This is a genomic window from Methylobacterium persicinum, from assembly GCF_022179525.1.
In the GTDB taxonomy this organism is placed as follows: Bacteria; Pseudomonadota; Alphaproteobacteria; order Rhizobiales; family Beijerinckiaceae; genus Methylobacterium; species Methylobacterium persicinum.
Window position 1 is genome coordinate 13,890 of sequence record NZ_BPQX01000023.1, and the last position, 24,015, is coordinate 37,904.

The following is a 24,015-nucleotide window of genomic DNA, read 5'->3' on the forward strand; positions in this document are numbered from 1 at the left end:
ATGCCAGAGACCGGCCGCGACCCGAACCGCCCCTCGCCCGACGCCCTGCTCGAAGCAGTCCGTCGGGAGGAGCGGACGCGTGGCCGGCTGAAGGTCTTCCTCGGCGCCGCCCCCGGCGTCGGCAAGACCTTCGAGATGCTGACCATCGGCCGGGCGAGGCTGACCGCCGGAACCGACGTGGTGGTCGGCGTAGTCGAGACCCATGGCCGGGTGGAGACTGAGGCGCTGCTCGAGGGATTCGAGGTCATCACCCGGCGGAGGGTACCCTATCACGGTGCGACCCTGGAGGAGATGGATCTCGACGCCATCCTCGCCCGCAGGCCGGCCGTGGCTTTGGTCGACGAACTCGCCCACACCAACGCGCCGGGTTCGCGCCATCCCAAGCGCTACCAGGATGTGGAAGAGTTGCTGGATGCCGGCATCGACGTCCTGACGACCCTCAACATCCAGCATGTCGAGAGTTTGAACGACGTGGTGGCCTCGATCACCCGTATCCGCGTGCGTGAGACCGTCCCCGATAGCGTCTTGGACCGGGCCGACGACATCGAGGTCGTGGACCTCAACCCGGACGATCTCATCCAGCGCTTGAAGGACGGCAAGGTCTATGTGCCGGACAATGCCGAACGGGCGCTCAAGCATTACTTCTCCCGGGGCAACCTCACTGCCCTTCGCGAACTAGCCCTGCGCCGCACCGCAGACCGGGTCGATGACGAGTTGCTCAGCCACATGCGGGCCAACGCCATCGCCGGTCCCTGGGCGGCGGGGGAGCGCGTCCTCGTCTGCCTCGACGACGATCCCCGGGCGGGCAACCTTGTCCGGTATGCCAAACGCCTCGCCGACCGCCTGCACGCCCCCTGGACTGCCCTGGTCGTCGAAGGCCCGCGCTCGGCCGCGCACAACGACGTCCAGCGCGACCGCATCGCCGACGCCCTGCGCCTCGCCGACCGGCTCGGGGGCGACGCCGTCACGGTCCCGGGGGGGCGCCGGATCGCCGAGGACATCGTGGCCTATGCCCGGACCGCCAACGTCAATCACATCGTGGTCGGCAAGGCGTCCCGCTCGTGGCTGTTCGAACTGGTGAACGGCTCGGTGGTCCACGACCTCGTGCGGCTGTCGGGGGCGATCAGCGTCCATGTGGTACCCGGCGAGGCGATGGCGCTGGAGCCTGTGCGGCCCCGGAATATCGCTGTGGCGGAAACGGTGCGTGGCCCGGGCGCGGCGCCCTACGCCTTCGCGATGCTGGTCACGGCCATCGGCCTCGGCCTCGCCCTCCTGCTTCAGCCCTTCCTGGGGTCGGAGAACGCGGACCTGTTTCTGCTGACGGGGGTCGTGTCCGTGGCGATCCGCTGGGGCCTCGGCCCGTCCCTCGCCTCGGTGGTCGCGGCGTCACTCGCCTACAACTTCTTCTTCCTGCCGCCCCTTTACACCTTCACGATCGCCGACCCGTCGAACGTGGCGGCCTTTATCCTGTTCACCATCGTCGCCGTCCTCGTCTCCAACCTCGCGGCGCGCTCGCGCCTGACGGCGGTGATCAGCCAGTCCCGAGCGCGGGCGACCGAACGGCTCTACGGGTTCTCCCGGAAGCTCGCCGGCTGCGGGACCCTGGACGACGTGCTGTGGGCGACCTGCGCCCAGATGGCGGCGATGCTGAAGGTCCGTACGGTGATCCTCCTGCCTGAGGGCGATACGGTCACGGTCCGGGCCGGCTATCCGCCAGAAGACCGCCTCGACGGGGCTGACCTCGCCGCCGCCCGCTGGGCCTTCGACAACGAGTGTCCGGCGGGGCGCGGGGCCGACACGCTGCCCGGTGCGCGGCGGCTGTTCATCCCCATGCGGACCGGCCGCGGCATCATCGGCGTCGTCGGCCTCGACGCGGACAGGACGGGGCCGATCCTCACACCGGAGGACCGGCGCCTCCTTGATGCCCTGGCCGATATGGGGGCGCTGGCGATCGAGCGCGTGCGTCTCGTCGAGGACCTCGACCGGGCCGAGAGGGCTGCCGAGACGGACCGCCTGCGGCAGGCGCTGCTGACGTCGATCAGCCACGACCTGCGCACGCCCCTGTCGTCGGTGCTGGGGGCGGCGAGCACCCTGAGAGACCTCGATTCCGCCCTCGGGCCGGAGGCGAAGGCCGAGCTCCTGGGCACCATCATCGCGGAATCGGAGCGGTTGAACCGCTTCATCGCCAACCTCCTCGACATGACGCGCCTGGAAGCCGGGGCGGTGGCGCCGAATCTTGTGCCGCAGGACTTCGCCGAAACGATCGATACCGCCTTGCGCCGGGTCGAGAAGGTGCTCGACGGCCACGAGGTCGTCCTCGATATCGAGCCGGATCTGCCGGCTTTATCCCTTGATCCGGTGCTGTTCGAACAGGTGCTCGTGAACATCCTGGACAACGCCGCCAAATACGCCCCCGAAGGATCCGCCGTGACGGTGAAGGCCCGCGCCGATGCCGGCGCGGTGCGGATCGACCTGATGGACGAGGGCGAGGGGTTGCCCGACGAGGAGACCGAGCGGGTGTTCGATAAGTTCTATCGCGCCCGGAAGGGAGACCGTGTCCGGGCCGGGACCGGGCTCGGCCTCGCCATCTCGCGCGGGTTCGTGGAAGCCATGGGGGGCACCGTCACCGCCGCCAACCGGCGCGACCGCTCCGGTGCCTGCTTCACGGTGACCTTCCCGGTCCCGGCCGGAGCCGCCCGCAGGGATATCGCCGCATGAGCGCCACCGTCCTCGTGATCGATGACGAGCCGCCGATCCGCAAGCTCCTGCGCATGGGGCTTTCGACTCAGGGCTACGCCATCCTGGAGGCGCCGGACGGGCGTACCGCCCTCGACCTGCTGGCGCGGGAGGGGGCCGACCTTGCGATCCTCGATCTCGGACTGCCCGACATGCGCGGACACGACCTCCTAAAGGCGATCCGCGCCGCCTATCCGGCCCTTCCCGTCGTGGTGCTCTCGAGCCGTGATGATGAGACCGGAAAGGTCGAAGCCCTCGACCTCGGAGCCGACGACTACGTCACCAAGCCTTTCGGCATGGCTGAACTCCTGGCGCGCCTGCGGGCGGCTCTGCGCCACCAACTCGCCACGCAGGGCGAGCAGCCGATCTTCCGCGTCGAGGGTCTCACCGTCGATCTCGTGAGGCGCATCGTCAGGGTGGGCGAGGACGAGGTGAAGTTGACCCCACGGGAATACGATTTTTTGCGGGTGCTCGTGCTCCATGCCGGTAAGGTTCTGACCCATGCTCAACTGATGCAGGCGGTCTCGACCTCGTCCGATCCACAATATCTGCGGGTATACATGCGCCAGCTCCGTCAGAAGCTCGAAGCGGATCCCGAACGACCCCGCCTCCTCCTGACGGAGACCGGGGTCGGCTACCGTCTCCGCGCCCCCGATACGCCGTGACGTCGGTCAGGTGGCAAGCTCGATTTTGTCGTGGGAAATGATCACGGCGTCAGCCCGCCGCCCGGTCTCGCCCGCCGCGTAATGGCAGGCAGTCTTCCTGTCTTTGAACAGGCCGCCACCGCGTCCGTGGATCTCCACGGCGACCCATCGCCCCTGGGAATCCTGGCCGACGACGAAGCGGTTCTCCTCAGGGCGGATGGGCCGGGCGGGGATATCGCTGAGTGAAAGGGCGGTGGACATGAAAGTGAGGGGTTCGCGCGATCCTCAGGGGGCCGCGCGCAACACATGGCGTGGCCGGCATGAGCATTCGAGGGGGCGAACGGCGGCCAGGAATGAGGAAGTCGTGAGGACCGGCCCGTCGCATGTCGCTCGTGGACGTCACCGGGCACCGGATGCCGTCACAACGCGCGTTCCGGCTTTTTGCTCAACAGGCGTAGGCTCAGGGGCCGACCGGCGATGGCGCCCCCGAGACCATCGGTGATCTGCGCCGGAAGACAGCGCGACACGGCGCCCAGGGACGCCGCGATGAAGGCCCGCTGGTCCTCGCCGCTGCCGATGAGATGGGAATGGGTGATCCGCGGCTGGCCGAGGAGCGACCCATCCCGCCGGAGGCTGAACAGCACCGTCACCTCCGAGCCCGCAGCGCCCGGCGGCACGCCCTTCAAGCGGGCGCAGCCTCCGAGATAGGACCAGAAGCCGGCGAGGCTGTCGGCCGGGGCGCTCAAGGCGGGCATCGCGTGCGCCAAGGCGCAGAGCGCGCCTGCGATCACGCGGCCCCGGCCGACGCTGTCCATCGGTCTAACGGGGAGCCGCAGTCTGCCCGAACATGATCTTCTTGGCATCCTCGCTCATCGTCTTCCCGAAATCAGGGTTGATCCTCGGGGCATGGGCATAGGCGGCCTTGGTGCCGGGCCGCTCCGCGATGGCGTGGAACCAGCGCTTCAGGTTCGGATGCTCATCGAGGTTCTGCCCCTGCTTCTCCCACGGGACGATCCAGGGGTACGACGCCATGTCGGCGATGGTGTAGTCGGCACCCGTGATGAACTCCCGGTCGGCGAGGCGCCGGTCGAGGACGCCGTAGAGCCGGTTGGTCTCGTTGACGTAGCGCTTGATCGCGTAATCGATCTTCTCGGGGGCATACTGGTTGAAGTGATGGTTCTGCCCGAGCATCGGGCCGAGGCCGCCCATCTGCCAGAATAGCCACTGGAGCGTCTCGTAACGGCCGCACATCTCCTTGGGGAGGAAGCGGCCGGTCTTCTCCGCGAGATACAGCAGGATCGCGCCGGATTCGAACAGGCTGAGAGTCCCACCGCCCTCGGGCGCGTGATCGACGATGGCCGGCATGCGGTTGTTCGGAGCGATCTTCAGGAAGTCCGGTTCGAACTGCTCGCCCTTGCCGATGTTCACCGGCTTGATGGTATAGGGCAGCCCCGCCTCTTCCAGGAACATCGTGATCTTGTGGCCGTTCGGGGTCGGCCAATAATACAGGTCGATCATCACACGTCCTCGTTGCGGGCCGAAAGGCGGACCCGGACACTGACCGGCAGGAGGTGGGTCGAAGGGCGACCCGGATCAAGCGGACAGAACCGAATCGTGCCGGGGGACTTATTCTCCCGCCCGAGGCCGCCGAAGGCCACCCGGAGCGACGCCGAAGGAAAAACACCGATGCCGTGGTACGCCGTGCGTCCCCGCGATCCCGCCGACCCGCGCTGGCCCCTTCCCGGGAAAGACAAAATCGTCCTCAAGGCTGACAGCCCTGACGAGGCGAGGGCACGGTTCGAAGAGGCCTACCCCAGTGAGCCCTACGGCAGCCCCGCCGTTCCAGTCGCCGAATCCGGCCTCGGCAGCTTCCGCGGCGATGATGAAGCGCTTCTCGTGGAGCCGACGGACGAGCCTCCGCCACCGAAGGAGTGACAGCATGGACCGCAAGATCGCTGCCGTGCGCGTGACGCTCGACGGGCAACTGGTGGATTACTGGATGCGCGAGGCCGCCCGCCTCGACGCCCTCGCGGCGCAAGCCCGGTTCGGGTGGCAGAGGCGGCGGTTGGCTAGGAAGGCGGAGCGGGCACGCCTCCAGGCCGAGCGCAGCCGGATCCGCGAGACGGCCCGTGGCAGGCCGGCAAACGGCGCCACCATGGATTTGAGCCAAGGCTAAAGGGTATTCCCGTCGCTCGAAGCTTTGCCGTGGTCTTCCGAGGGGGCACTCGGATATGGACCGTGAGCCCTTCACACCGGTTCGGCCATGGAACGCTCGCAGCAAGCCGCCCTGCTCAGCGCAGGGATCGGCGTCGCCGTCACGGCGCTGAAATTCTACGCCGCATGGCTCACCGGGAGCCTCGCGCTCTATTCGGATGCGCTTGAGAGCATCATCAACGTGGTCGCGGCGGTGGGGGCGTTCATCGCCTTGCGCATCGCCGCCCAGCCGGCGGACGACGACCACCCCTATGGTCACCATAAGGCTGAGTTCTTCTCCGCGGTGATCGAGGGCGCGCTGATCGTCGTCGCCTCGCTGCTGATATTGCGGGAAGCCTATATCGGCTTCCTCGAACCCAAACCCCTCGACGCGCCGGCCTCCGGCCTTGCCATCAACGCCCTCGCCGGGGTGATCAACGCCGCCTGGGCCTGGGCGCTCCTGCGCTGGGGGAAGGAATGGCGTTCGCCTGCGCTGATCGCCGACGCCCGGCATATCTTCGCGGACGTCCTCACCTCCATCGGCGTGCTCGGAGGCGTCGCTGCGGTCTGGTTCTCCGGGGTGCAGGTGCTTGATCCGGCCATCGCCGGGCTCGTCGCCCTCAACATCCTCTGGTCCGGCTACCGCATGGTCCGCGAATCGGTCGATGGCCTGATGGACAAGGCTGCGGCGCCGGAGATCCTCGGCAAGGTCCGCGCGGTGATCTCAGAGCACGGCGAGGGGGCCCTGGAGGCGCACGACGTCCGCACCCGCTCGGCAGGTCAGGCGACCTTCGTTGATTTCCATCTGGTGGTGCCGGGGGACATGACGGTCGCCGACTCTCACATCATCTGCGACCGCCTGGAAAACGCCCTGGAGAGCTCGATCCCCGGGACCGTGGTGACGATCCATGTCGAACCGGGGGACGAGGCCAAGGCCCGTGGATTGCCGGTTCTCTGAAGGGATAGGCTAATTGGCTGCTGAAAGAGTCCTTCGGGGGCGACGAGGTCTTCTCAACCTCGACGTTCCGCCTCCCTGGATTGCTTCGCTGCGCTCGCAAAGACGGCGGCGCAGGCACGCTCGCCCGACACCCTGGGCGAATGATCTCCCCGTCGAACTCAAGCAGCAGCCGGCTGGAACAATCCGGATCAGGCTGCTGCGGCCGCCTCCGTCCCGGCGCGGGCAGCTTCCAGGGCGCGGACCCGTGGCAGGATCTCCCGGCCGAAATATGCGACGTCTTCCTGGAAATGCAGGAAGCCCAGCAGCACGAGGTTCGCGCCCGCATCCTTGAGGTCGATGATCCGCGCAGCGATCTGGTCCGGCGTGCCGATCAGGTTCGACCGGAAGCCGTCGTTGTACTGCACGAGATCGTCGAAGCTGGATTTTGCCCAGTTGCCCTCGCCCTCGGGGCTCGCCTTGCCGGCATTCTTCACTTCGTGTCCGAACGCCTTGACCGCCTCCGGATCCGCATGGGCGATGATGTCGTCCAGGACGGCCCGGGCCTCCTCCTCGGTGTCGCGGGCGATGACGAAGGCATTCACGCCGATCTTCGGCGCATCGCCCTGGGACGCCGCCTTGGCGCGGATATCCTCGACTTGCGCTTGAAGGCCCTCGGGAGTGTTGCCGTTGGTGAAGTACCAGTCGGACACCCGTGCGGCCATGTCCCGGGCCGCCCGGGACGATCCCCCCTGGAATATCTCTGGCAGGGCGTCGACGGGTTTCGGCTTCAATGTGTAGTTCGTGAAGCGATAAAAATCTCCGCGGAACGTGAAGGCGTCCTGCGTCCAGATTCCCCGCAAGCAGCGGATGAATTCCTCCGAACGCCGATACCGCTCGTCGTGATCCAGCCACGGTTCGCCGATGGCCCTGAACTCGCCGGAGAACCAGCCGGAGACGATGTTCACAGCGATCCGCCCGCCGCTCAGATGCGAGATGGTTGCGATCTGCTTCGCGGCGAGGGTCGGGTTCCACGGCCCCGGTAGCAGGGCCGCGATGACCTTCAGACGACTGGTCGCGGCCAGAAGGGCGTGGCTGAAGGCAACAGATTCATGCTGGTACTCGGCACCATAGCCGGCGGTGAAGCGGATCTGGGTCAAGGCATAGTCGAAGCCGGCCTCTTCGGCGATCTGAGCGAGCCTGCGATTGTAGTCGGCGTCCCAGCTCGTCCGCTGGGGAATGCGGCTGATCACGAGTCCGCCGGAGACGTTCGGCACCCAATAGGCAAAGCGAATGGGTTCGGATGGATCCCCTTGGATCCGATGATGATCGCTATGATTCGTCATGGCTAGCCGACAACCTTCGCACGCGAGACGTGTCGCCTTTGATCGATAAGTCGATCACTTTATTGGCGACAGATCTTCTTGTTCCTCGATGAACCAAGTATTCATAGCGAGGCAGGGGCTGTCAAAAGGACGATCAGTCGAATTTTGAGCTTTGCAGGTGAAGACATACCCCATCGGCCCCTAGGTCGGGGGCGGTTCGTTCTCCTGTCGGAATGAATGCAGAATATGCGGTATCAGGCCGGCTCGTGCAGGCGTCGCCACGCAAAGACGCCGAACACGCCCACGAGGCAGGCCGCGATGCCGAACCATGTGAATGCATATTGCAGGTGGTTGTTCGGCAGATCGACGCGGAGTTGCCCGCCGCGGGGCCAGGAGGTCTGGCCCGCCACGGCATCGGCCTCGACGAGGTAAGGCGCGACATCGCCCAGGCCGCGCGCCGCAGCGATCCCGGCAACGTCCCGGTTGAACCACTCGCCACGGACGGGATCCGGCGCAGGCACGAACATCGTCCGGGGTTCGCTCGCCCGGAGGATGCCGGTGACGGCCGTCTCACCTTCGATCAGGCCGGACGTCCGATCGCCCTGCGCCTTCAGCTCGGTCGGGACGAAGCCGCGGTTGACCAGGACCGTCCCCCCGTCATCCCGAATGAACGGGGTGATGACGTAGTATCCCTGCAAAGCCCGGCCCGGCGTCTCACCGGGCGCGAGCCCATGAACCAGCGTTTCCTTGTCGTTGAGGAAGTGCCCGCTCATGCGGACGTGGTGGAATTCGTCGCGCTGCGGGTCCCACGCCGCTCCGGGAGGCGGAGCGGTGGGCTCAGCCTTCGACTCTCGAACGATCCGCGCGATCAGATCTTCTTTCCACGCCTTGCGTTCGATCTGCCAGACGCCAAGCCCGAGAAGAATCGAAAGGGCAAGAAGGCTCGCGAGTCCCGGCGCGATGAGACTACGCCAAGCGCCAGATCGGATGGCGCTCACTGCTCGAAACGGCCTTGTTCCGCCTCGTTGGCGTACTGCAGGGCAATGAGGAGCCCCTTCAGCGGCCTGACCAGCAGCAGGCTCAGCCCGATCGAGAGCGTGCCGGCCACGAGGGCATGAACCCAAATGGGCGGCTCGTAACTGATCTCCAGCCAAAGGGCGGTGCCGACGACGATGAGCCCGACGATGGACATCACGAAGAAGGCGGGCCCATCAGCCGAGTCGAAGCTCGAATAATCGAGCTTGCAGGCTTCACAACGGGGCCTAACCGCCAGAAATCCCTGGAAGAGATGTCCCTCTCCGCAGCGCGGACAACGGCCGCGCAGGCCTGTCGGGATCGGCGGGGGGGTGGGCATGGCTGTCCGTGGTTCCTGCGAGCCGCGACCCGGATAGCCGATCGCCGTCCAACGAAGAAGGGGCGGCCGAAGCCGCCCCGACATGTGTCCAGATCAAGCAACCTGGAGTTTTGGCTGGAACGAGTTCCGGGACGACCCGTCAGTGGGCGGAATGGCCGAAGCCGGAGCCCCACACGTAGATGGCCGCGAAGAGGAACAGCCACACGACATCTACGAAGTGCCAGTACCACGCGGCGAACTCGAACCCGAGGTGCTGCTTGGGGGTGAACTGGCCGGCATAGGCCCGCATCAGGCAGACCGCGAGGAAGATCGTGCCGATGATGACATGGGCCCCGTGGAAGCCCGTCGCCATGAAGAAGGTGGACGAGTAGATGCTGCCGGCGAAGCCGAACTCCGCGTGGCTGTACTCATAAGCCTGACAGCCGGTGAACAGCACGCCGAGGATGATCGTCAGCCACAGGCCGTACTTGAGGCCCTTGCGGTCGCCCTCGAGCAGGGCATGGTGGGCCCAGGTCACGGTGGTGCCGGAGGTCAGCAGGATCAGGGTGTTCAGCAACGGCAGGTGCCAGGGATCGAATGCCTCGATGCCCTTCGGCGGCCAGACACCGCCGGTGAACTCCACCCGGGTCGCCTGGATCGGGTCGGCGGTGTAGAGCGCGGCCTCGAAGTAGGCCCAGAACCACGCGACGAAGAACATCACCTCGGAGGCGATGAACATCATCATGCCGTAGCGGTGGTGAAGCTGGACCACCCGGGTATGGTCGCCGGCATTCGCCTCGTGGGTGACGTCCTTCCACCACGAGAACATGGTGTAGAGCACGCCCACGGCGCCGAGACCGAACACATAGGGACCAGGGGTCAACGTGCCGATCTGCAGGCTCTTCATCCAGAACACGGCGCCGAACGCCATGAGAAAGCCGGAGAAAGCACCGATCAGCGGCCACGGGCTCGGGGCCAGGATATGGAAGTCGTGATTCTTGGCGTGCGCCTCGGCCATCGTCCCGTCGCTCCTCACCCGGCGGCGTAAGCCCTTTCGGCACCGCCGCTCTTGCCCAGCTTACCAGCAGCTTTAATCGCTGCGGCCCCTTATTGTCACGCGCCTGCGATCAGAAATCGCGTTTCGTCCCCGATGCCCCGGTCGCGGCGACCGCGGCGGTCACCGGCTGGCCGTTCTTCGAGGCGAAATAGGTATAGGACAGCGTCATCTCGGTGAGATCCGCCGTGTTCGAGTCGGTCCGCACGGCGGGATCGACGTAGAATACCACCGGGACGTCGATCGTCTCGCCCGGCTGCAGCGTCTGCTCGTTGAAGCAGAAGCAGGCGACCTTCACGAAATAGCCGCCCATCAAGCCGGGCTGGACGTTGAACGTCGCCACGCCCGTCGTCGGCTTGGGGCCGGTGTTCTTCACGCGGAAGAAGACAGTCTTCGTCTCGCCGAGCTTCGCTTCGACGCTGTTCACCTCCGGGGCGAACTTCCACGACAGGCCAGGCGCCACGTTCGTATCGAAGTGCACGACCATGCTGTCGGTGCTCTGCGCCGCGGCGACCGAGAGCGCCGGGCCCTGCCGGGGCGTGCCGTCATAGCCCGTGGCCTTGCAGAAGGCGTTGTAGAGCGGCACCGACGCATACGCGAGACCGACCATGCCGAAGGCCACGCCCGCGCAGATCACCGCCGTCCGTGCCGCTCCGCGAGAATGAGCGGATGGTGTTGTAGGGGAGGGGGATGTCATCGCGTCACCCTCTACAGCGGCCGGTTGAGGACCTGAGGTCCGAGTTTTGCAATCGTCAGCACGAAGAACAGGAGGACCATGGCGCCCAGCGCGAGGGCGATGGCCACGGACCGCTTGCGGCGGCGGGCCTCTTCCTCCGGTGTCAGCGCGCGATACTCGATCTTCGGATCCTGCTGCATGGGATCAGGCCAGGACCGAGTGGAACAGGCCTAGGCTCTGTTCCGCCAGAAGGGCCGAGAACAGGGCGAAGAGGTAGAGGATCGAGAAGCCGAACAGGCCCATCGCCGCCTTCTTCTCCGCCTCGCCCGTCCGGTTGTGGAGGACCCGGAAGCTCAGTGCCACCATGCCGACGCCGCCTACCGTTCCGATGACGGCATAGAGCAGGCCGCCGTAACCAAGGGCGACCGGGGCGAGGCCGAGGGGCGCCAGGAAGAGCGAATACCAGACGATCTGGCGACGGGTGGATTCCGGGCCAGCCACGTTCGGCATCATCGGGATGCCAGCGCGGGCGTACTCGCCGGCCTTGATGAGGGCGAGCGCCCAGAAGTGCGGCGGCGTCCAGATGAAGATGATCGCGAAGAGGATGAGGGACTCGACCCCGAGCCGTCCATCGACCACGGCCTGGCCGATGACCGGGGGGAGGGCGCCGGCCGCGCCGCCGATCACGATGTTCTGGGCCGTGGAGCGCTTCAGCCACATCGAATAGATGACCGCGTAGAACACGATCGTGAAGGCGAGCAGCGCCGCCGACAGCACGTTGGCCGCGAGACCCAGCACCAGCACTGACGCTACAGAGAGGAATAGGCCGAAGCCCAGTGCCTCGCCGGAGGTGATGCGGCCGGCCGGAATGGGGCGGCTAGCGGTCCGGGTCATCACGGCGTCGACATCGGCGTCCCACCACATGTTGAGGCAGCCCGACGCCCCCGCGCCGACGGCGATGGCAAAGAGGGAGATCGCGCCGATCGCGGGCGAGACATGGCCGTGCGAGACGCTCATTCCGACCAGTGCCGTGAAGATCACGAGCACCATGACCCGCGGCTTGAGCAGGGCGAAATAGTCCGGAACGTCACCGCCGACCGTCGAGAGGGCGGGGTTCAGGGTGTGGCTGGCGCTTGTCATCAGGTCCGCTGCTGTTCGGCCCGTGCTCCGGTGGTACGGCTCACGACAGGATCGTCCCCCGGGATTCGGTCGGGTCAAGGTGTCGCGCGCTGCGACCCGCATCCCCGGCTTTCGCCCCGGGGCGCCCTTGCCGGGAGGTCGCGCGGGGCGGCCTCCGGGAAAGGGCGGGGGCCGCTAGCGGCCCCCGGCTACTCGTCTCAGTGTGCGCCCGGCTCGTCGACGATGTGGGGCAGCGTCTCGAACTGGTGGAAGGGCGGCGGGGAGGACAGGGTCCATTCCAGCGTGGTCGCACCCTCGCCCCACGGGTTATCCGCAGCCCGCTCCTTCGACCGGAACGCCAGGACGACGCCGATGACGAAGACAAACATGCCGAGCCCGAAGATATGGCCGCCGTAGGTGGATACCTTGTGCCAGCCGGCGAAGGCCTCCGGATAGTCGGCATAACGGCGCGGCATGCCGGCGAGGCCGAGGAAGTGCATCGGGAAGAACAGGACGTTCGCACCGATGAAGGCCAGCCAGAAGTGCAGCTTGCCGGCCCATTCCGGGATGATGCGGCCGGTCATCTTCGGGAACCAGTAGTAGATACCCGCGAAGATGATGAAGACCGCGCCGAGCGACAGCACATAGTGGAAGTGCGCGACCACGTAGTAGGTGTCGTGCAGGTACTTGTCGACGGCCGAGTTGGCGAGGACGACGCCGGTGACGCCGCCGACGGTGAAGAGGAAGATGAAGCCCACCGCCCAGTGCATCGCGGCGGTGAAGCGGATCGAACCGCCCCACATGGTCGCGATCCAGGAGAAGATCTTCACACCCGTCGGCACCGCGATGACCATCGTCGCGAAGACGAAGTAAGACTGCGTCTGGAGCGACAGACCCACCGTGTACATGTGGTGCGCCCAGACCACGAAGCCGACCACGCCGATGGCGACCATCGCGTAGGCCATCGCGAGGTAGCCGAAGACCGGCTTGCGCGAGAACGTCGAGATGATGTGCGACACGATGCCGAAGGCCGGCAGGATCATGATGTACACTTCAGGGTGACCGAAGAACCAGAACAGGTGCTGGTACAGGATCGGATCACCGCCGCCGGCCGGGTCGAAGAACGTCGTGCCGAAGTTGCGGTCCGTGAGCAGCATCGTGATTGCGCCCGCAAGCACCGGCAGCGAGAGCAGGAGCAGGAAGGCGGTCACCAGCTCGGCCCAGGCGAATAGCGGCATCTTGTGCAGCGTCATGCCCGGGGCGCGCATGTTCAGGATGGTGGTGATGAAGTTGATGGCGCCGAGGATCGAGCCCGCGCCGGACAGGTGCAGGGCGAAGATCGCAAAGTCGACGGCCGGGCCGGGATGGCCGGCGGTGGACAGGGGCGGGTAGACGGTCCAGCCGGTGCCGGCGCCGTTCGCGCCGGGAGCGCCCTCGACGAACAGCGAGCACAGCAGGGAGCAGAAGCCCGCCACCGTCAGCCAGAAGGAGATGTTGTTCATCCGCGGGAACGCCATGTCGGGCGCACCGATCATCAGCGGCACGAACCAGTTGCCGAAGCCGCCGATGAGCGCGGGCATCACCATGAAGAACACCATGATGAGGCCGTGACCCGTGACGAAGACGTTATAGGTCGCGGGGTTCGAGAAGTACTGCAGGCCGGGCTGTTCCATCTCCATGCGGATGCCGAAGGAGAGGAAGGCGCCGATCATGCCCGCGCAGAACGCGAACAGCAGGTACAGGGTGCCGATATCCTTGTGGTTCGTGGACAGGAACCAGCGCGCGAAGAAGCTCGGCTTGTGATCGTGGGCCTCGTGGGCCCCGGCATGGGTGGCGGCTGTTGCCATCTGAGACGTGCCTTGCAGGTGGATGGGGTGCCGTTCGGGATGCGGACGCGTCTCAGCGCGCCTCAGCGAAGCTCTTGCCGTTGTCGATGGCGGCGTACTTGGTCTTGGCGTCCTTCAGCCATTCCGCATAGGCTTGGTCGCTGACGACGCGCACGACGATCGGCATGTAGGCGTGGCGCTGGCCGCACAGCTCCGAGCACTGGCCGTGGAACGTGCCTTCCTTCTCGGCGCGGAACCACATCTGGTTCAGGCGGCCCGGGACGGCGTCGATCTTGAAGCCGAAGGCCGGCATCGCCCAGGAATGGATCACGTCGGCCGCCGTCACCTGGACCTTCACGATCTTGCCCACCGGCACGACCATCTCGTTGTCGGTCTGCAGAAGGCGGGGCTGCTTGTCCTCATCGATGTTGGCATCGAACGTGAAGCCGCCGCCCTGCTCGGTCTGGGGATACTCGTAGGACCAGTACCACGCGTGGCCGATCACCTTCACGATCATGTCCGCCTTCGGGTCGCCGAGCTGCGTGCGCAGCAGGCGGAAGGACGGGATCGCGACCGCGACGAGGATCAGCACCGGCACGATCGTCCAGGCGACCTCGATGGCGGTGTTGTGGGTGAAGCGCGAGGGCGACGGGTTCCGCTTCTCGCCGAAGCGGAAGATGCACCACAGGATCAGGCCCAGCACGAAGAGCGAGATCGCCAGGGAAAGCCAGTGGAGCCCGATCTCGAAGTTGAGAATGTCGCGGGCATTCTCGGTGACGGGGATCTGGCGGCTCATCTCCCAGGGGACAGGCTGGCCGAAGCCGGCGGCCGATGCCTGCAGGGTACCGGCCAAAGAAGCGCCGATGAACGGGATGGTCCAGAGACCTCTGGTGATCGTCCGCACCGTGCGCATTCCCCTCATGGCTCCCCGTCCACTTGTTTCAGCCCGGGCGCCCCATCTTGACTGTGCGGGGACCATCACCGACCTGACGGATAGCCCGACCAATCGCAGATCGGGCCTCCGCGTGTGGCTTCAGATCACAAGGACGAGCGTGGTGCAACCACCCAAGCGTCGCATGGGCGGCTTTCCGGCCCGGTGGCACACGGCACTTTGGCATGGGGGAAGGGTGGTCGGCTCATGACCTCGTCGCGAGCAGAGCACGACGCCGCTCCGGACGGAATGCCATTGTCGGTGGAGGTGCCCATTGCGGTCGTCGCCTATGACGAGGGCGCGTCCCGCGAAGGTTCGAGACCTATCGCCGTGGAGGCCCCGGTGAACCTCGTCTACGGCAGCGTGCCGCACGCCGTGATGATGGCCACGCCCGGCGACCTGGAGGATTTCGCCTACGGCTTCAGCCTGACGGAAGGGATCATCGAGGAAGCGGCCGAGATCCGGAGCGTCCGGGTGGAGGCTGCGGAAGGCGGGTTGCGTCTGCTCGTCGAACTCGCCCCTGGCCGGCTGCGCGAGCACCTCGCCCGGAAGCGGGCGATCAGTGGTCGCACGGGCTGCGGTGTCTGCGGTATCGAGGATCTGGACGCCCTGCCGCGGGCGGTTCCCCGGCCGGCGCCCAACTCGATCCTTGGGGTGAGGGCGATCGCCCGGGCGCTCACGGCCCTGGAGGCCGAGCAGCATCTCGGCGCCACGACGAGGGCCGTCCATGCGGCGGCCTGGGCTCGCCTCGACGGGTCGCTCCTGGCGGTGCGCGAGGATGTCGGCAGGCACAATGCCTTGGACAAGCTGATCGGCGCCCTCATCAGAGTCGGGGCCGACCCCGCCGACGGCTTCCTGATCATCACGAGCCGCTGTTCGTTCGAGATGGTCGAGAAGGCGGCTCGTCTGGGTGCCGGAGCCATCGTGGCGATCTCCGCGCCCACTTCCCTCGCCCTGGAGCGGGCGAAGGCCCACGGGCTCACCCTCTGCGCCATCGCGAGGTCCGACACCCTCACCGTCTTCACCGGCGGGGAGCGGCTGGTGCGGGGGGACTGAGGGGGCCTTCGCGCCGCGCGCCGGGGCTAGGGCTGCGCCGGGGCCGATTCGCCTTCCTTGCCGGGCGTCCCCGGCACGACGGTCGCGCCGCCGATGACCCGGACCGGACGCTTGCCCTCGCTGGGCGGGTCCTTCCAATCCTGCTTCGGAGGAGCCGTCGAGGCGATGGGCTTCGGCTCGGTTACCGGGGCTGGCGCCTTGTCCGGTGCTTCGTTCGCGTTGGCCGCAGGGGTCGCCGGCGTGTTCTCCGGCTTGGCCGTCTCGGGAGCAGCCTTCTCGACGGCCGCTTTGGGAGACGGCGCGGGTGGGCTTACCCGGAGTGCGGGTTTGTCGGGCGTCCGCGTCGGGCTTGTACGGGCGATCCGCCGCGGCGGATCGGCGCGGTGGTTGCCGTCGGGATTGAGGCCGAGGGGGTTGGGCTCCGTCGGGCGCGCGGCCTCCGAGCCGGGGCGGCGGAGGGCACGGGCCGCGGGGCCGGGTTCGGACGTGAGGGGGCGGGCGACGTCGTCCTCCGTCCAGCCGTAGCCCGGCACCGGACGCGTGGGCGGGCGTTCAAGGCGGGCATAGACGTCCTGCCCCTGCACCCGCTCCCGGCCTACGATGACGCCGTTGGCCGGATCGAGGACGAGACGCACGGGCAAGCCCGCCGGGCTGATGGCATCGACGACGTAGAACCGGCCATCGAACCGCGGTCGCGAGACGCCGGTGAAGCCCCGGTCCGCCAAGCGCCACGCGATGACCCGCGGCGGAAGGACGTCATCCTCGAAGAAAGTTCGCCCGAAGCCCTGGGCTTCCGCAGCACCGGTCCCTGTCAGCGGAAAGCAAGGCAACAGAAGGCCCGCGGAGAGGAGTCCCGCGCGCAGGGCACGGTTCCACGGCATGGCGCTCTGGCTCATCGATACTCGTTCCCGTGTCTGGAGACCCGGTCGGGTAGTCCGGTTCCGGCATGGCCCCGCCCGGTTCGCCCGGGTCGTCGGCCATGCCGGCGGAGTCGTTGCCCCGCATGCCGCTTGTGCTCGGCGGCTTCCGTAGACCCGTCGATTCGGGCGACATTGCGAAGAGCGATACCGGTGCGACGCCGCCGCTCCCCTCGTGCGGGGGGCAGAGGATGCGGCAACCTGCTGCGGCCCTTGCTGAAACCATTTCAATCTGCCACCTTCACTATTTAGGACAGCACCACTGTCCCATTCGCCTCGATCGCGTGTCGCGCGCGGGCGCAACTGCCGGCAGAAGAGACCGCGCCGCCTTCGTGCGGGCGGGCCTCCGGGCACCGCCACACGGGGCGGCCCGCTGCGTCTTTTGCGCCCCGGCCGGTCGAAGGTGTTATCGAGGCACGAAACCTGCTGGCGGAGCCCGAACGATCGGGCGCGGCTCGCGACGAGGGAAGGAACGAGAGGAAGCATGGCTGGACGCGGACACGCCCCCGAGCCGAACGCTCCCCGCGGCGCCAAGGCGCCGCTCATCGTGCGTGACCCTGCGCTTCCCAAAGCCCAGGGCGCCTACGATCCTGCCCATGAGCGCGACGCCTGTGGCGTCGGCTTCATCGCCGACATGCACGACCGGCGCAGCCATTCGATCGTCGAGCAGGGGCTGAAGATCCTTGAGAACCTCGACCACCGGGGCGCCGTCGGCGCGGACCCGAAGATGGGCGACGGTTGCGGCATCCTCACGCAGATCCCCCATGCCTTCTTCGCGGAGGAGTGCTCGCGGCTGGGCTTCGAGCTTCCGCCGGCCGGGCACTATGCCATCGCGCAGCTCTTCTTGCCGAAGGCCGAGCAGCCGCGCCGGGTCATCGAGGGGATCGTCGCCTCCACCCTCGCGGCCGAGGGTCTGCCCCTCCTCGGCTGGCGCGACGTGCCGGTCGATTCGTCCGACCTCGGCAAGGCCGTGCTGGCCACGGAGCCCTGCCACCGGCAGGTCTTCATCGGCCGCCCGGCTTCGGCGGGGGATCAGGATGCCTTCGAGCGGCGGATCTACGTCGCCCGCAAGGCGATCTCGAACACCATCTATGGTCATGACGACCAGCGGATGAAGGAGTTCTACCCGGTCTCCGTCTCGACCCGCACCATCGTCTACAAGGGCATGGTGCTGGTGAACCAGCTCGGGAACTACTTCCTCGACCTCAAGGACGAGCGGTTCGTCTCGGCCCTGGCCCTCGTGCACCAGCGCTTCGCCACCAACACCTTCCCGACCTGGCGCCTGTCGCACCCGTACCGCTTCGTCGCCCATAACGGCGAGATCAACACGCTCCGCGGCAACGTGAACTGGATGGCCGCCCGGCAGGCGAGCGTCGATTCGGAGCTGTTCGGCAACGACATCTCCAAGCTCTGGCCGATCTCCTACGAGGGCCAGTCCGACACCGCCTGCTTCGACAACGCCCTCGAATTCCTGGTGATGGGCGGCTACCCGCTCGCCCATGCCATGATGATGCTGATCCCCGAGGCCTGGGCCGGCAACCCCCTCATGGACGAGGAGCGGCGTGCCTTCTACGAGTACCACGCCGCCCTGATGGAGCCGTGGGACGGCCCGGCGGCCGTGGCCTTCACAGACGGGCGCCAGATCGGCGCGACGCTGGACCGCAACGGCCTGCGTCCGGCCCGCTACATCGTCACCGATGACGGGCTCGTCGTGCTCGCCTCCGAGGCCGGCACCCTGCCGATCCCGGATGAGAAGATCGTCCAGTCCTGGCGGCTTCAGCCGGGCCGGATGCTGCTCATCGACCTGCAGAAGGGCCGGATCGTCTCGGACGAGGAGATCAAGGGCGAGCTCGCCAAGGCGCACCCTTATGCCGACTGGGTGCGCAACACGCAGATCGTGCTGGAAGACCTGAAGCCGGTCGTGCCGCGGGAGAGCCGCAGCGACGTCGACCTGCTCGATCGCCAGCAGGCCTTCGGCTACACGCAGGAAGACCTCAAGCTGCTGATGCAGCCCATGGCCGTGACCGGCCAGGAGGCGGTCGGCTCGATGGGCACGGATACGCCGCTCTCGGCGCTCTCCGAGAAGTCGAAGCTGCTCTACACCTATTTCAAGCAGAACTTCGCGCAGGTGACGAACCCGCCGATCGACCCGATCCGCGAGGAGGCCGTGATGAGCCTCGTCTCGTTCATCGGCCCGCGGCCGAACCTGCTCGACATGGAAGGCGCGTCCCGCCGGAAGCGGCTCGAGGTGCGCCAGCCGATCCTGACGAATGGCGACCTGGAGAAGATCCGCTCCATCGGCCATTTCGAGGACCGCTTCGACACCAAGACCCTCGACATGACCTACCCCGCCGAGAGCGGTGCGGCGGCCATGGAGGGGGCCCTCGACCGGCTCTGCGACCGGGCCGAGGCGGCGGTGCGCGGGGGCTACAACATCATCGTGCTCACCGACCGGGCCGTGGGGCCGGATCGCATCCCGATCCCGGCGCTGCTCGCGACGGCGGCCGTCCACAACTACCTGATCAGGAAGGGCCTTCGCACCTCGGTGGGCCTCGTGGTCGAATCGGGCGAGCCGCGGGAGGTGCACCACTTCGCCTGCCTCGCCGGCTACGGTGCCGAGGCGATCAATCCGTACCTGGCCTTCGAGACCCTGCTCGAGATGAAGGACGAGTTCCCGCCGGACCTGACCGACGACGAGATCATCTATCGCTACATCAAGGCGATCGATAAGGGCCTGCTCAAGGTGATGTCCAAGATGGGCATCTCGACCTATCAGTCCTATTGCGGCGCGCAGATCTTCGATGCGGTCGGCTTGAACTCGGCCTTCGTGGCCCGGGACTTCTTCGGTACGGCCACCACTATCGAGGGCGTCGGCATGGCCGAGGTCGCCGAGGAGACCGTGCGCCGTCACCGGGACGCGTTCGGCGACGCCCCAGTCTACCGCAACGCGCTGGATGTGGGCGGCGAGTACGCCTACCGCCTCCGGGGTGAGGCCCACACCTGGACGCCCGACACCGTCGCCACCCTGCAGCACGCGGTGCGCCTCAACGTGCCCGAGCGCTACCGGGAATACGCCAAGCTGGTGAATCAACAGGAGAACCAGCTCAAGACCCTGCGCGGCCTCTTCCGTATCAAGTCCGCCGAAGAGCTCGGCCGGGCCCCGGTGCCGCTCGACGCGGTCGAGCCGGCCGCGGAGATCGTGAAGCGCTTCGCCACGGGTGCGATGTCCTACGGTTCCATCTCCAAGGAGGCGCACGAGACGCTCGCCATCGCCCTCAACTCGTTCGGCGGACGCTCGAACTCGGGCGAGGGCGGCGAGGAAGTCGAGCGGTTCAAGCCCCTGCCGGATGGGCGCTCACGACGCTCTTCCATCAAGCAGGTCGCCTCGGGCCGCTTTGGGGTAACGACGGAGTACCTCGTCAACTCCGACATGATGCAGATCAAGGTCGCCCAGGGCGCCAAGCCCGGGGAGGGCGGCCAGCTGCCGGGCCACAAGGTCGATGCCAAGATCGCCAAGGTCCGCTACGCGACGCCGGGGGTGGGCCTGATCTCCCCGCCGCCGCACCACGACATCTACTCGATCGAGGATCTGGCCCAGCTGATCTTCGACTTGAAGAACGTGAATCCTTCGGCCGACGTGTCGGTGAAGCTCGTCTCCGAGGTCGGGGTGGGCACCGTCGCGGCGGGCGTCGCTAAGGCGCGGGCCGACCATATCACCATCTCCGGCTTCGACGGGGGCACGGGCGCTGCGCCGCTCACTTCCCTGAAGCATGCCGGCGGCCCGTGGGAGACCGGTCTGGCCGAGACCCAGCAGACGCTGGTGCTCAACTCCCTTCGCGGCCGTGTCGCCCTCCAGGCCGATGGCGGGCTGCGCACCGGCCGGGACGTGATCATCGCGGCGCTGCTCGGCGCGGACCAGATGGGCTTCTCGACCGCCCCGCTGATCGCGGCCGGCTGCATCATGATGCGCAAGTGCCACCTGAACACATGCCCGGTGGGCGTGGCGACGCAGGACCCCGTCCTGCGCAAGCGCTTCAAGGGCACGCCCGAGCACGTGGTGAACTACTTCTTCTTCGTGGCCGAGGAGGTCCGGGAGATCCTGGCGTCGCTTGGCTTCACCAAGATGGAAGAGGTGGTCGGCCGCTCGGATATTCTCGACAAGGTCGCGGCCATCTCCCACTGGAAGGCCCGGGGCCTCGATTTCTCCAAGCTGTTCCACCGGCCGGACGTCGGCCCCGAGGTGGCGATCCGCCATGTCGAGAAGCAGCATCACCCCATCGAGCATGTCCTCGACCGGCGGCTGATCGAGGGCGCTCGCAACGCCATCGCGACCGGCGAGCCGGTGGTGCTCACCGACACGATCCGAAACTCGGACCGTGCGGCGGGTGCCATGCTCTCCGGGGAGGTCGCCAAGGCCCACGGGCATGACGGGCTACCCGACGACACGATCAAGGTGCAGCTCTCCGGCACCGCCGGCCAGAGTTTCGGCGCCTGGGCGGCGGCTGGGGTGACCCTCGAACTGACCGGCCACGGCAACGACTACGTCGGCAAGGGTCTGTCCGGCGGCAAGCTGATCATCCGCCCGAGCGACGCGCTGAAGTCGCCGGTGGATCGGACCATCATGGTCGGCAACACGGTGCTGTATGGGGCCATCGCGGGCGAGTGCTACATCCGCGGTTCGGCGGGCGAGCGGTTCGCCGTGCGCAACTCAGGCGCCATCGCGGTGGTCGAGGGCATGGGCGACCATGGCTGCGAGTACATGACCGGCGGCGTGGTCGTCTCGATCGGCGAGACCGGGCGCAACTTCGCGGCGGGCATGTCGGGCGGCCTCGCCTATGTCCTCGACGAGGACGGTTCGTTCTCGAAGCGTTGCAACCTGTCGATGGTCGACCTCGAACCCGTCGAGGAGGAGGACGACCTGATGCGTCGATTCCACCAGGACGGCGACCTCGAGACCAAGGGCCGGGTCGACATCCTCGCCGACATGTCGGGTCACGACGAGGAGCGGCTGAGCCAGCTCATCACCAACCATCTCAAGTACACGGGTAGCCCGAAGGCCAAGGCGATCCTCGACGATTGGGCGAATTATCGGACCAAGTTCGTCAAGGTGATGCCGGTGGAGTACCGTCGGGCGCTCCGCGAGATGGAAATGGCCCGGATGCCGGTGGCTGCGGAGTAGGGACGCTCAACGGCCTCCCGCGATCGTGCGCATCACCTTTGATCCTGAAAAGCGCGCTCGCATTTTCGCGAGCGCGGATTGGCCTTCGTGAGGTGCGGTGAGATCTTTGACGGTACCGAACTGACCCACCGGGATACGCGGGGCGAATACGGGGAGACGCGGTGGATCACCGTCGGCTATCTTGAGAACCGCCTGGTGGTGACGGTGTGGACCGAAAGAGACGGCAATCGTCGGGTTATCAGCTTGAGGAAGGCCAATGAGCGCGAACAAGGCCGGTTCGGCGCCCGACTCAGGTCGGACGATGTCGCCGGATGAAATCGGTTGGGACCCGGACGACGCGCCCGAACTCGACGATCGCTGGTTTGCGGAAGCCGAGCTTCGGATGAATGGGACTCTCGTTCGTCGGGAGCGTCTGACGCGGGAGACAGAGCAGGTTCCGCTCCCCGCAGATGTGGTTGCAAAGTTCCGCGCGCGCGGAGCCGGTTGGCAGGGCCGGATCGAGGCGGCCCTGAAGGAATGGATGGCGGAGCACCCTGAGCGGGTGTGACCCGAGGCATCACGGACGCATGTCCGGCCGGTGCAGGTCGATGTGATCTAGGACGAGCGGGCAGGAAGAGACGAGGACGATGGGCAAGATCACGGGCTTCCTCGAATTCGATCGGCAGGAGCAGAAATACCAGCTAGCCGCCGACCGGGTCCGGCATTTCCGCGAGTTCACGCTCCCGCTGGACGAGCATGACCTCACCAAGCAGGCCGCCCGCTGCATGGATTGCGGCATTCCGTTCTGCCATGGCCCGACGGGCTGCCCGGTCCACAACCAAATCCCGGACTGGAACGACCTCGTCTTCCAGTCGGACTGGGAGGAGGCGTCCCGCAACCTCCACTCGACAAACAACTTTCCGGAATTCACCGGCCGCATCTGCCCCGCTCCCTGCGAGGAAGCCTGCACCCTGAACCTGGAAAACCAGCCGGTTGCCATCAAGACGATCGAGCAGGCCATCGCCGACCGCGCTTGGAACATGGGCTGGATCAAGCCCGAGCCGTCGGAGATGCGCACCGGCAAGCGCGTCGCCGTGGTGGGCTCCGGGCCGGCAGGGCTCGCGGCGGCTCAGCAGCTCGCCCGGGTGGGTCACACCGTCCACGTGTTCGAGCGCGAGCCGAAGGCCGGTGGCCTGCTCCGCTACGGCATCCCGGACTTCAAGATGGAGAAGCGCCATATCGACCGGCGCGTGAAGCAGATGGAAGGCGAAGGCGTCGTCTTCTACTACAACCAGAATATCGGGGTGACGAAGCCCGTCGAGGAACTGAAGGCCGAGTACGACGCGGTGATCTTCTGCGGCGGCGCCGAAGATCCCCGGAATCCGAACCTGCCGGGCCAGGAACTGGAGGGCGTGCACTACGCCATGCCTTACCTCGTCCAGTCGAATCGGCGGGTCGGCCAGGAGTCCATGCGGGGGAACGGCGAAGCGCCGATCCTCGCGAACGGCAAGAACGTCGTGGTGATCGGCGGCGGCGATACGGCCTCGGACTGCGTCGGCACTGCATTCCGGCAGGGTGCCCTGTCGGTGACGCAGCTCGACATCCGCCCCCGCCCCCCGGAGCGGGAAGACAAGCTCACGGTGTGGCCCTACTGGCCGACCAAGATGCGGACGTCGTCCAGCCAGGCCGAGGGTGCGGAGCGCGAGTTCCAGGCGGCGACGCTGCGTCTGGAGGGCAACAAGAAGGGCGTGCTCACCGGCGTCGTCTGCGCCCGCGTGGATGCGAAGCGCCAGCCGATTCCCGGCAGCGAATTTGTCATGCCCGCCGACCTCGTCTTCATGGCGATCGGCTTCGCCGGCTCCGTGCAGAAGGGCCTCGTGGAGCAATCCGGCGTCACCGTCACGAAGCGCGGCAACATCGACGCCAACGAGGAGGATTACCGCACCTCCGATGCGAAGATCTGGGCGGCGGGAGACATGCGCCGGGGCCAGTCCCTCGTCGTCTGGGCAATCCGCGAGGGCCGTCAGGCCGCCCGCGCCATCGACGAAGCGCTGATGGGCGCGAGCGTCCTGCCGCGCTAAGCCTTACGGGGGCGCCCGCAGTCCCCCCGGCA

At 67.0% G+C, this 24,015-nt stretch carries 23 protein-coding genes; 10 read left to right on the forward strand and 13 right to left on the reverse strand.

Going from position 1 to position 24,015, the window contains the following annotated elements; translation table 11 throughout:
- Both MFF22_RS10020 and MFF22_RS10025 read left to right on the forward strand, forming a co-directional pair.
- Complete coding sequence (locus tag MFF22_RS10020; RefSeq protein WP_238248828.1) at positions 1-2,718, forward strand: ATP-binding protein; 2,718 nt, start codon at positions 1-3, stop codon at positions 2,716-2,718.
- Positions 2,715-3,401, forward strand: coding sequence for a response regulator (locus tag MFF22_RS10025; protein ID WP_238248829.1), 687 nt, complete (start codon positions 2,715-2,717; stop codon positions 3,399-3,401). The genes MFF22_RS10020 and MFF22_RS10025 overlap by 4 nt, the downstream gene beginning before the upstream one ends.
- Before the next feature lie 6 nt (positions 3,402-3,407).
- Here the strand turns inward: MFF22_RS10025 and MFF22_RS10030 are convergent, their stop codons facing one another.
- The 3 genes from MFF22_RS10030 to MFF22_RS10040 form a co-directional block, all read right to left on the reverse strand.
- On the reverse strand, positions 3,408-3,641 hold the full coding sequence (locus MFF22_RS10030; RefSeq protein ID WP_238248830.1) for a hypothetical protein: 234 nt from the start codon (positions 3,639-3,641) through the stop codon (positions 3,408-3,410).
- Between the two features lie 158 nt (positions 3,642-3,799).
- Positions 3,800-4,195: a UCP034077 family protein gene (locus tag MFF22_RS10035; protein WP_238248831.1), complete on the reverse strand. Its 396-nt coding sequence runs from the start codon at positions 4,193-4,195 to the stop codon at positions 3,800-3,802.
- A 4-nt stretch (positions 4,196-4,199) separates the two neighbouring features.
- Complete coding sequence (locus MFF22_RS10040) at positions 4,200-4,898, reverse strand: glutathione S-transferase N-terminal domain-containing protein (RefSeq protein WP_238248832.1); 699 nt, start codon at positions 4,896-4,898, stop codon at positions 4,200-4,202.
- 168 nt (positions 4,899-5,066) lie between these two features.
- On the opposite strand from MFF22_RS10040, the gene MFF22_RS10045 reads away from it, so the two are divergent.
- From MFF22_RS10045 to MFF22_RS10055, 3 genes are all read left to right on the forward strand, one after another.
- A complete protein-coding gene (locus tag MFF22_RS10045) occupies positions 5,067-5,315 on the forward strand; it encodes a VOC family protein (protein WP_238248833.1) in 249 nt (82 codons plus the stop codon).
- Between the two features lie 4 nt (positions 5,316-5,319).
- The gene (locus MFF22_RS10050) at positions 5,320-5,556 is read left to right on the forward strand and encodes a hypothetical protein (protein ID WP_238248834.1); all 237 of its coding nucleotides are present in this window, start codon (positions 5,320-5,322) and stop codon (positions 5,554-5,556) included.
- An 87-nt stretch (positions 5,557-5,643) separates the two neighbouring features.
- Positions 5,644-6,531 (forward strand): cation diffusion facilitator family transporter, encoded by an 888-nt coding sequence (locus MFF22_RS10055; protein ID WP_238248835.1) that lies wholly within the window; start codon positions 5,644-5,646, stop codon positions 6,529-6,531.
- Positions 6,532-6,719: 188 nt separating this feature from the next.
- Here the strand turns inward: MFF22_RS10055 and sfnG are convergent, their stop codons facing one another.
- From sfnG to coxB, 9 genes are all read right to left on the reverse strand, one after another.
- Positions 6,720-7,853 carry a dimethylsulfone monooxygenase SfnG gene (sfnG, locus tag MFF22_RS10060; RefSeq protein ID WP_238248836.1) on the reverse strand — a complete coding sequence of 378 codons (1,134 nt, stop codon included), beginning with the start codon at positions 7,851-7,853 and terminating at the stop codon, positions 6,720-6,722.
- 233 nt (positions 7,854-8,086) lie between these two features.
- Complete coding sequence (locus MFF22_RS10065) at positions 8,087-8,830, reverse strand: SURF1 family protein (protein WP_238248837.1); 744 nt, start codon at positions 8,828-8,830, stop codon at positions 8,087-8,089.
- A complete protein-coding gene (locus tag MFF22_RS10070) occupies positions 8,827-9,186 on the reverse strand; it encodes a DUF983 domain-containing protein (RefSeq protein WP_238248838.1) in 360 nt (119 codons plus the stop codon). The genes MFF22_RS10065 and MFF22_RS10070 overlap by 4 nt, the downstream gene beginning before the upstream one ends.
- A gap of 139 nt (positions 9,187-9,325) precedes the next feature.
- Complete coding sequence (locus MFF22_RS10075; RefSeq protein WP_238248839.1) at positions 9,326-10,183, reverse strand: cytochrome c oxidase subunit 3; 858 nt, start codon at positions 10,181-10,183, stop codon at positions 9,326-9,328.
- 109 nt (positions 10,184-10,292) lie between these two features.
- Complete coding sequence (locus MFF22_RS10080; RefSeq protein ID WP_238248840.1) at positions 10,293-10,916, reverse strand: cytochrome c oxidase assembly protein; 624 nt, start codon at positions 10,914-10,916, stop codon at positions 10,293-10,295.
- 11 nt (positions 10,917-10,927) lie between these two features.
- The gene (locus MFF22_RS10085; RefSeq protein ID WP_238248841.1) at positions 10,928-11,095 is read right to left on the reverse strand and encodes a cytochrome c oxidase system small membrane protein; all 168 of its coding nucleotides are present in this window, start codon (positions 11,093-11,095) and stop codon (positions 10,928-10,930) included.
- A gap of 4 nt (positions 11,096-11,099) precedes the next feature.
- On the reverse strand, positions 11,100-12,035 hold the full coding sequence (locus MFF22_RS10090) for a heme o synthase (RefSeq protein WP_238248842.1): 936 nt from the start codon (positions 12,033-12,035) through the stop codon (positions 11,100-11,102).
- A 197-nt stretch (positions 12,036-12,232) separates the two neighbouring features.
- Positions 12,233-13,861 (reverse strand): cytochrome c oxidase subunit I, encoded by a 1,629-nt coding sequence (gene ctaD / locus MFF22_RS10095; protein WP_238248843.1) that lies wholly within the window; start codon positions 13,859-13,861, stop codon positions 12,233-12,235.
- Between the two features lie 52 nt (positions 13,862-13,913).
- Entirely contained in the window at positions 13,914-14,753 is an 840-nt protein-coding gene (coxB, locus tag MFF22_RS10100; RefSeq protein ID WP_238248906.1) for a cytochrome c oxidase subunit II, read from the reverse strand.
- Between the two features lie 225 nt (positions 14,754-14,978).
- Here coxB and fdhD point away from each other — a divergent pair, with 225 nt between their 5' ends.
- A complete protein-coding gene (fdhD, locus tag MFF22_RS10105) occupies positions 14,979-15,827 on the forward strand; it encodes a formate dehydrogenase accessory sulfurtransferase FdhD (protein WP_238248844.1) in 849 nt (282 codons plus the stop codon).
- Between the two features lie 26 nt (positions 15,828-15,853).
- On the opposite strand, the gene MFF22_RS10110 is transcribed toward fdhD, so the two are convergent.
- On the reverse strand, positions 15,854-16,723 hold the full coding sequence (locus MFF22_RS10110) for a hypothetical protein (RefSeq protein WP_238248845.1): 870 nt from the start codon (positions 16,721-16,723) through the stop codon (positions 15,854-15,856).
- 505 nt (positions 16,724-17,228) lie between these two features.
- Here MFF22_RS10110 and gltB point away from each other — a divergent pair.
- The 4 genes from gltB to MFF22_RS10125 all read left to right on the forward strand — a co-directional run bounded on the left by gltB (position 17,229) and on the right by MFF22_RS10125 (position 23,983).
- Positions 17,229-21,923, forward strand: a complete 4,695-nt coding sequence (gltB, locus tag MFF22_RS10115; protein WP_238248846.1) for a glutamate synthase large subunit — start codon at positions 17,229-17,231, stop codon at positions 21,921-21,923.
- Between the two features lie 87 nt (positions 21,924-22,010).
- A complete protein-coding gene (locus MFF22_RS24820) occupies positions 22,011-22,238 on the forward strand; it encodes a BrnT family toxin (protein WP_370877527.1) in 228 nt (75 codons plus the stop codon).
- On the forward strand, positions 22,180-22,470 hold the full coding sequence (locus MFF22_RS10120; protein WP_238248847.1) for a BrnA antitoxin family protein: 291 nt from the start codon (positions 22,180-22,182) through the stop codon (positions 22,468-22,470). Before MFF22_RS24820 ends, MFF22_RS10120 begins: the two co-directional genes overlap by 59 nt.
- A gap of 79 nt (positions 22,471-22,549) precedes the next feature.
- Positions 22,550-23,983 carry a glutamate synthase subunit beta gene (locus tag MFF22_RS10125; protein WP_238248848.1) on the forward strand — a complete coding sequence of 478 codons (1,434 nt, stop codon included), beginning with the start codon at positions 22,550-22,552 and terminating at the stop codon, positions 23,981-23,983.
- The last annotated feature ends 32 nt before the right edge of the window (positions 23,984-24,015 follow it).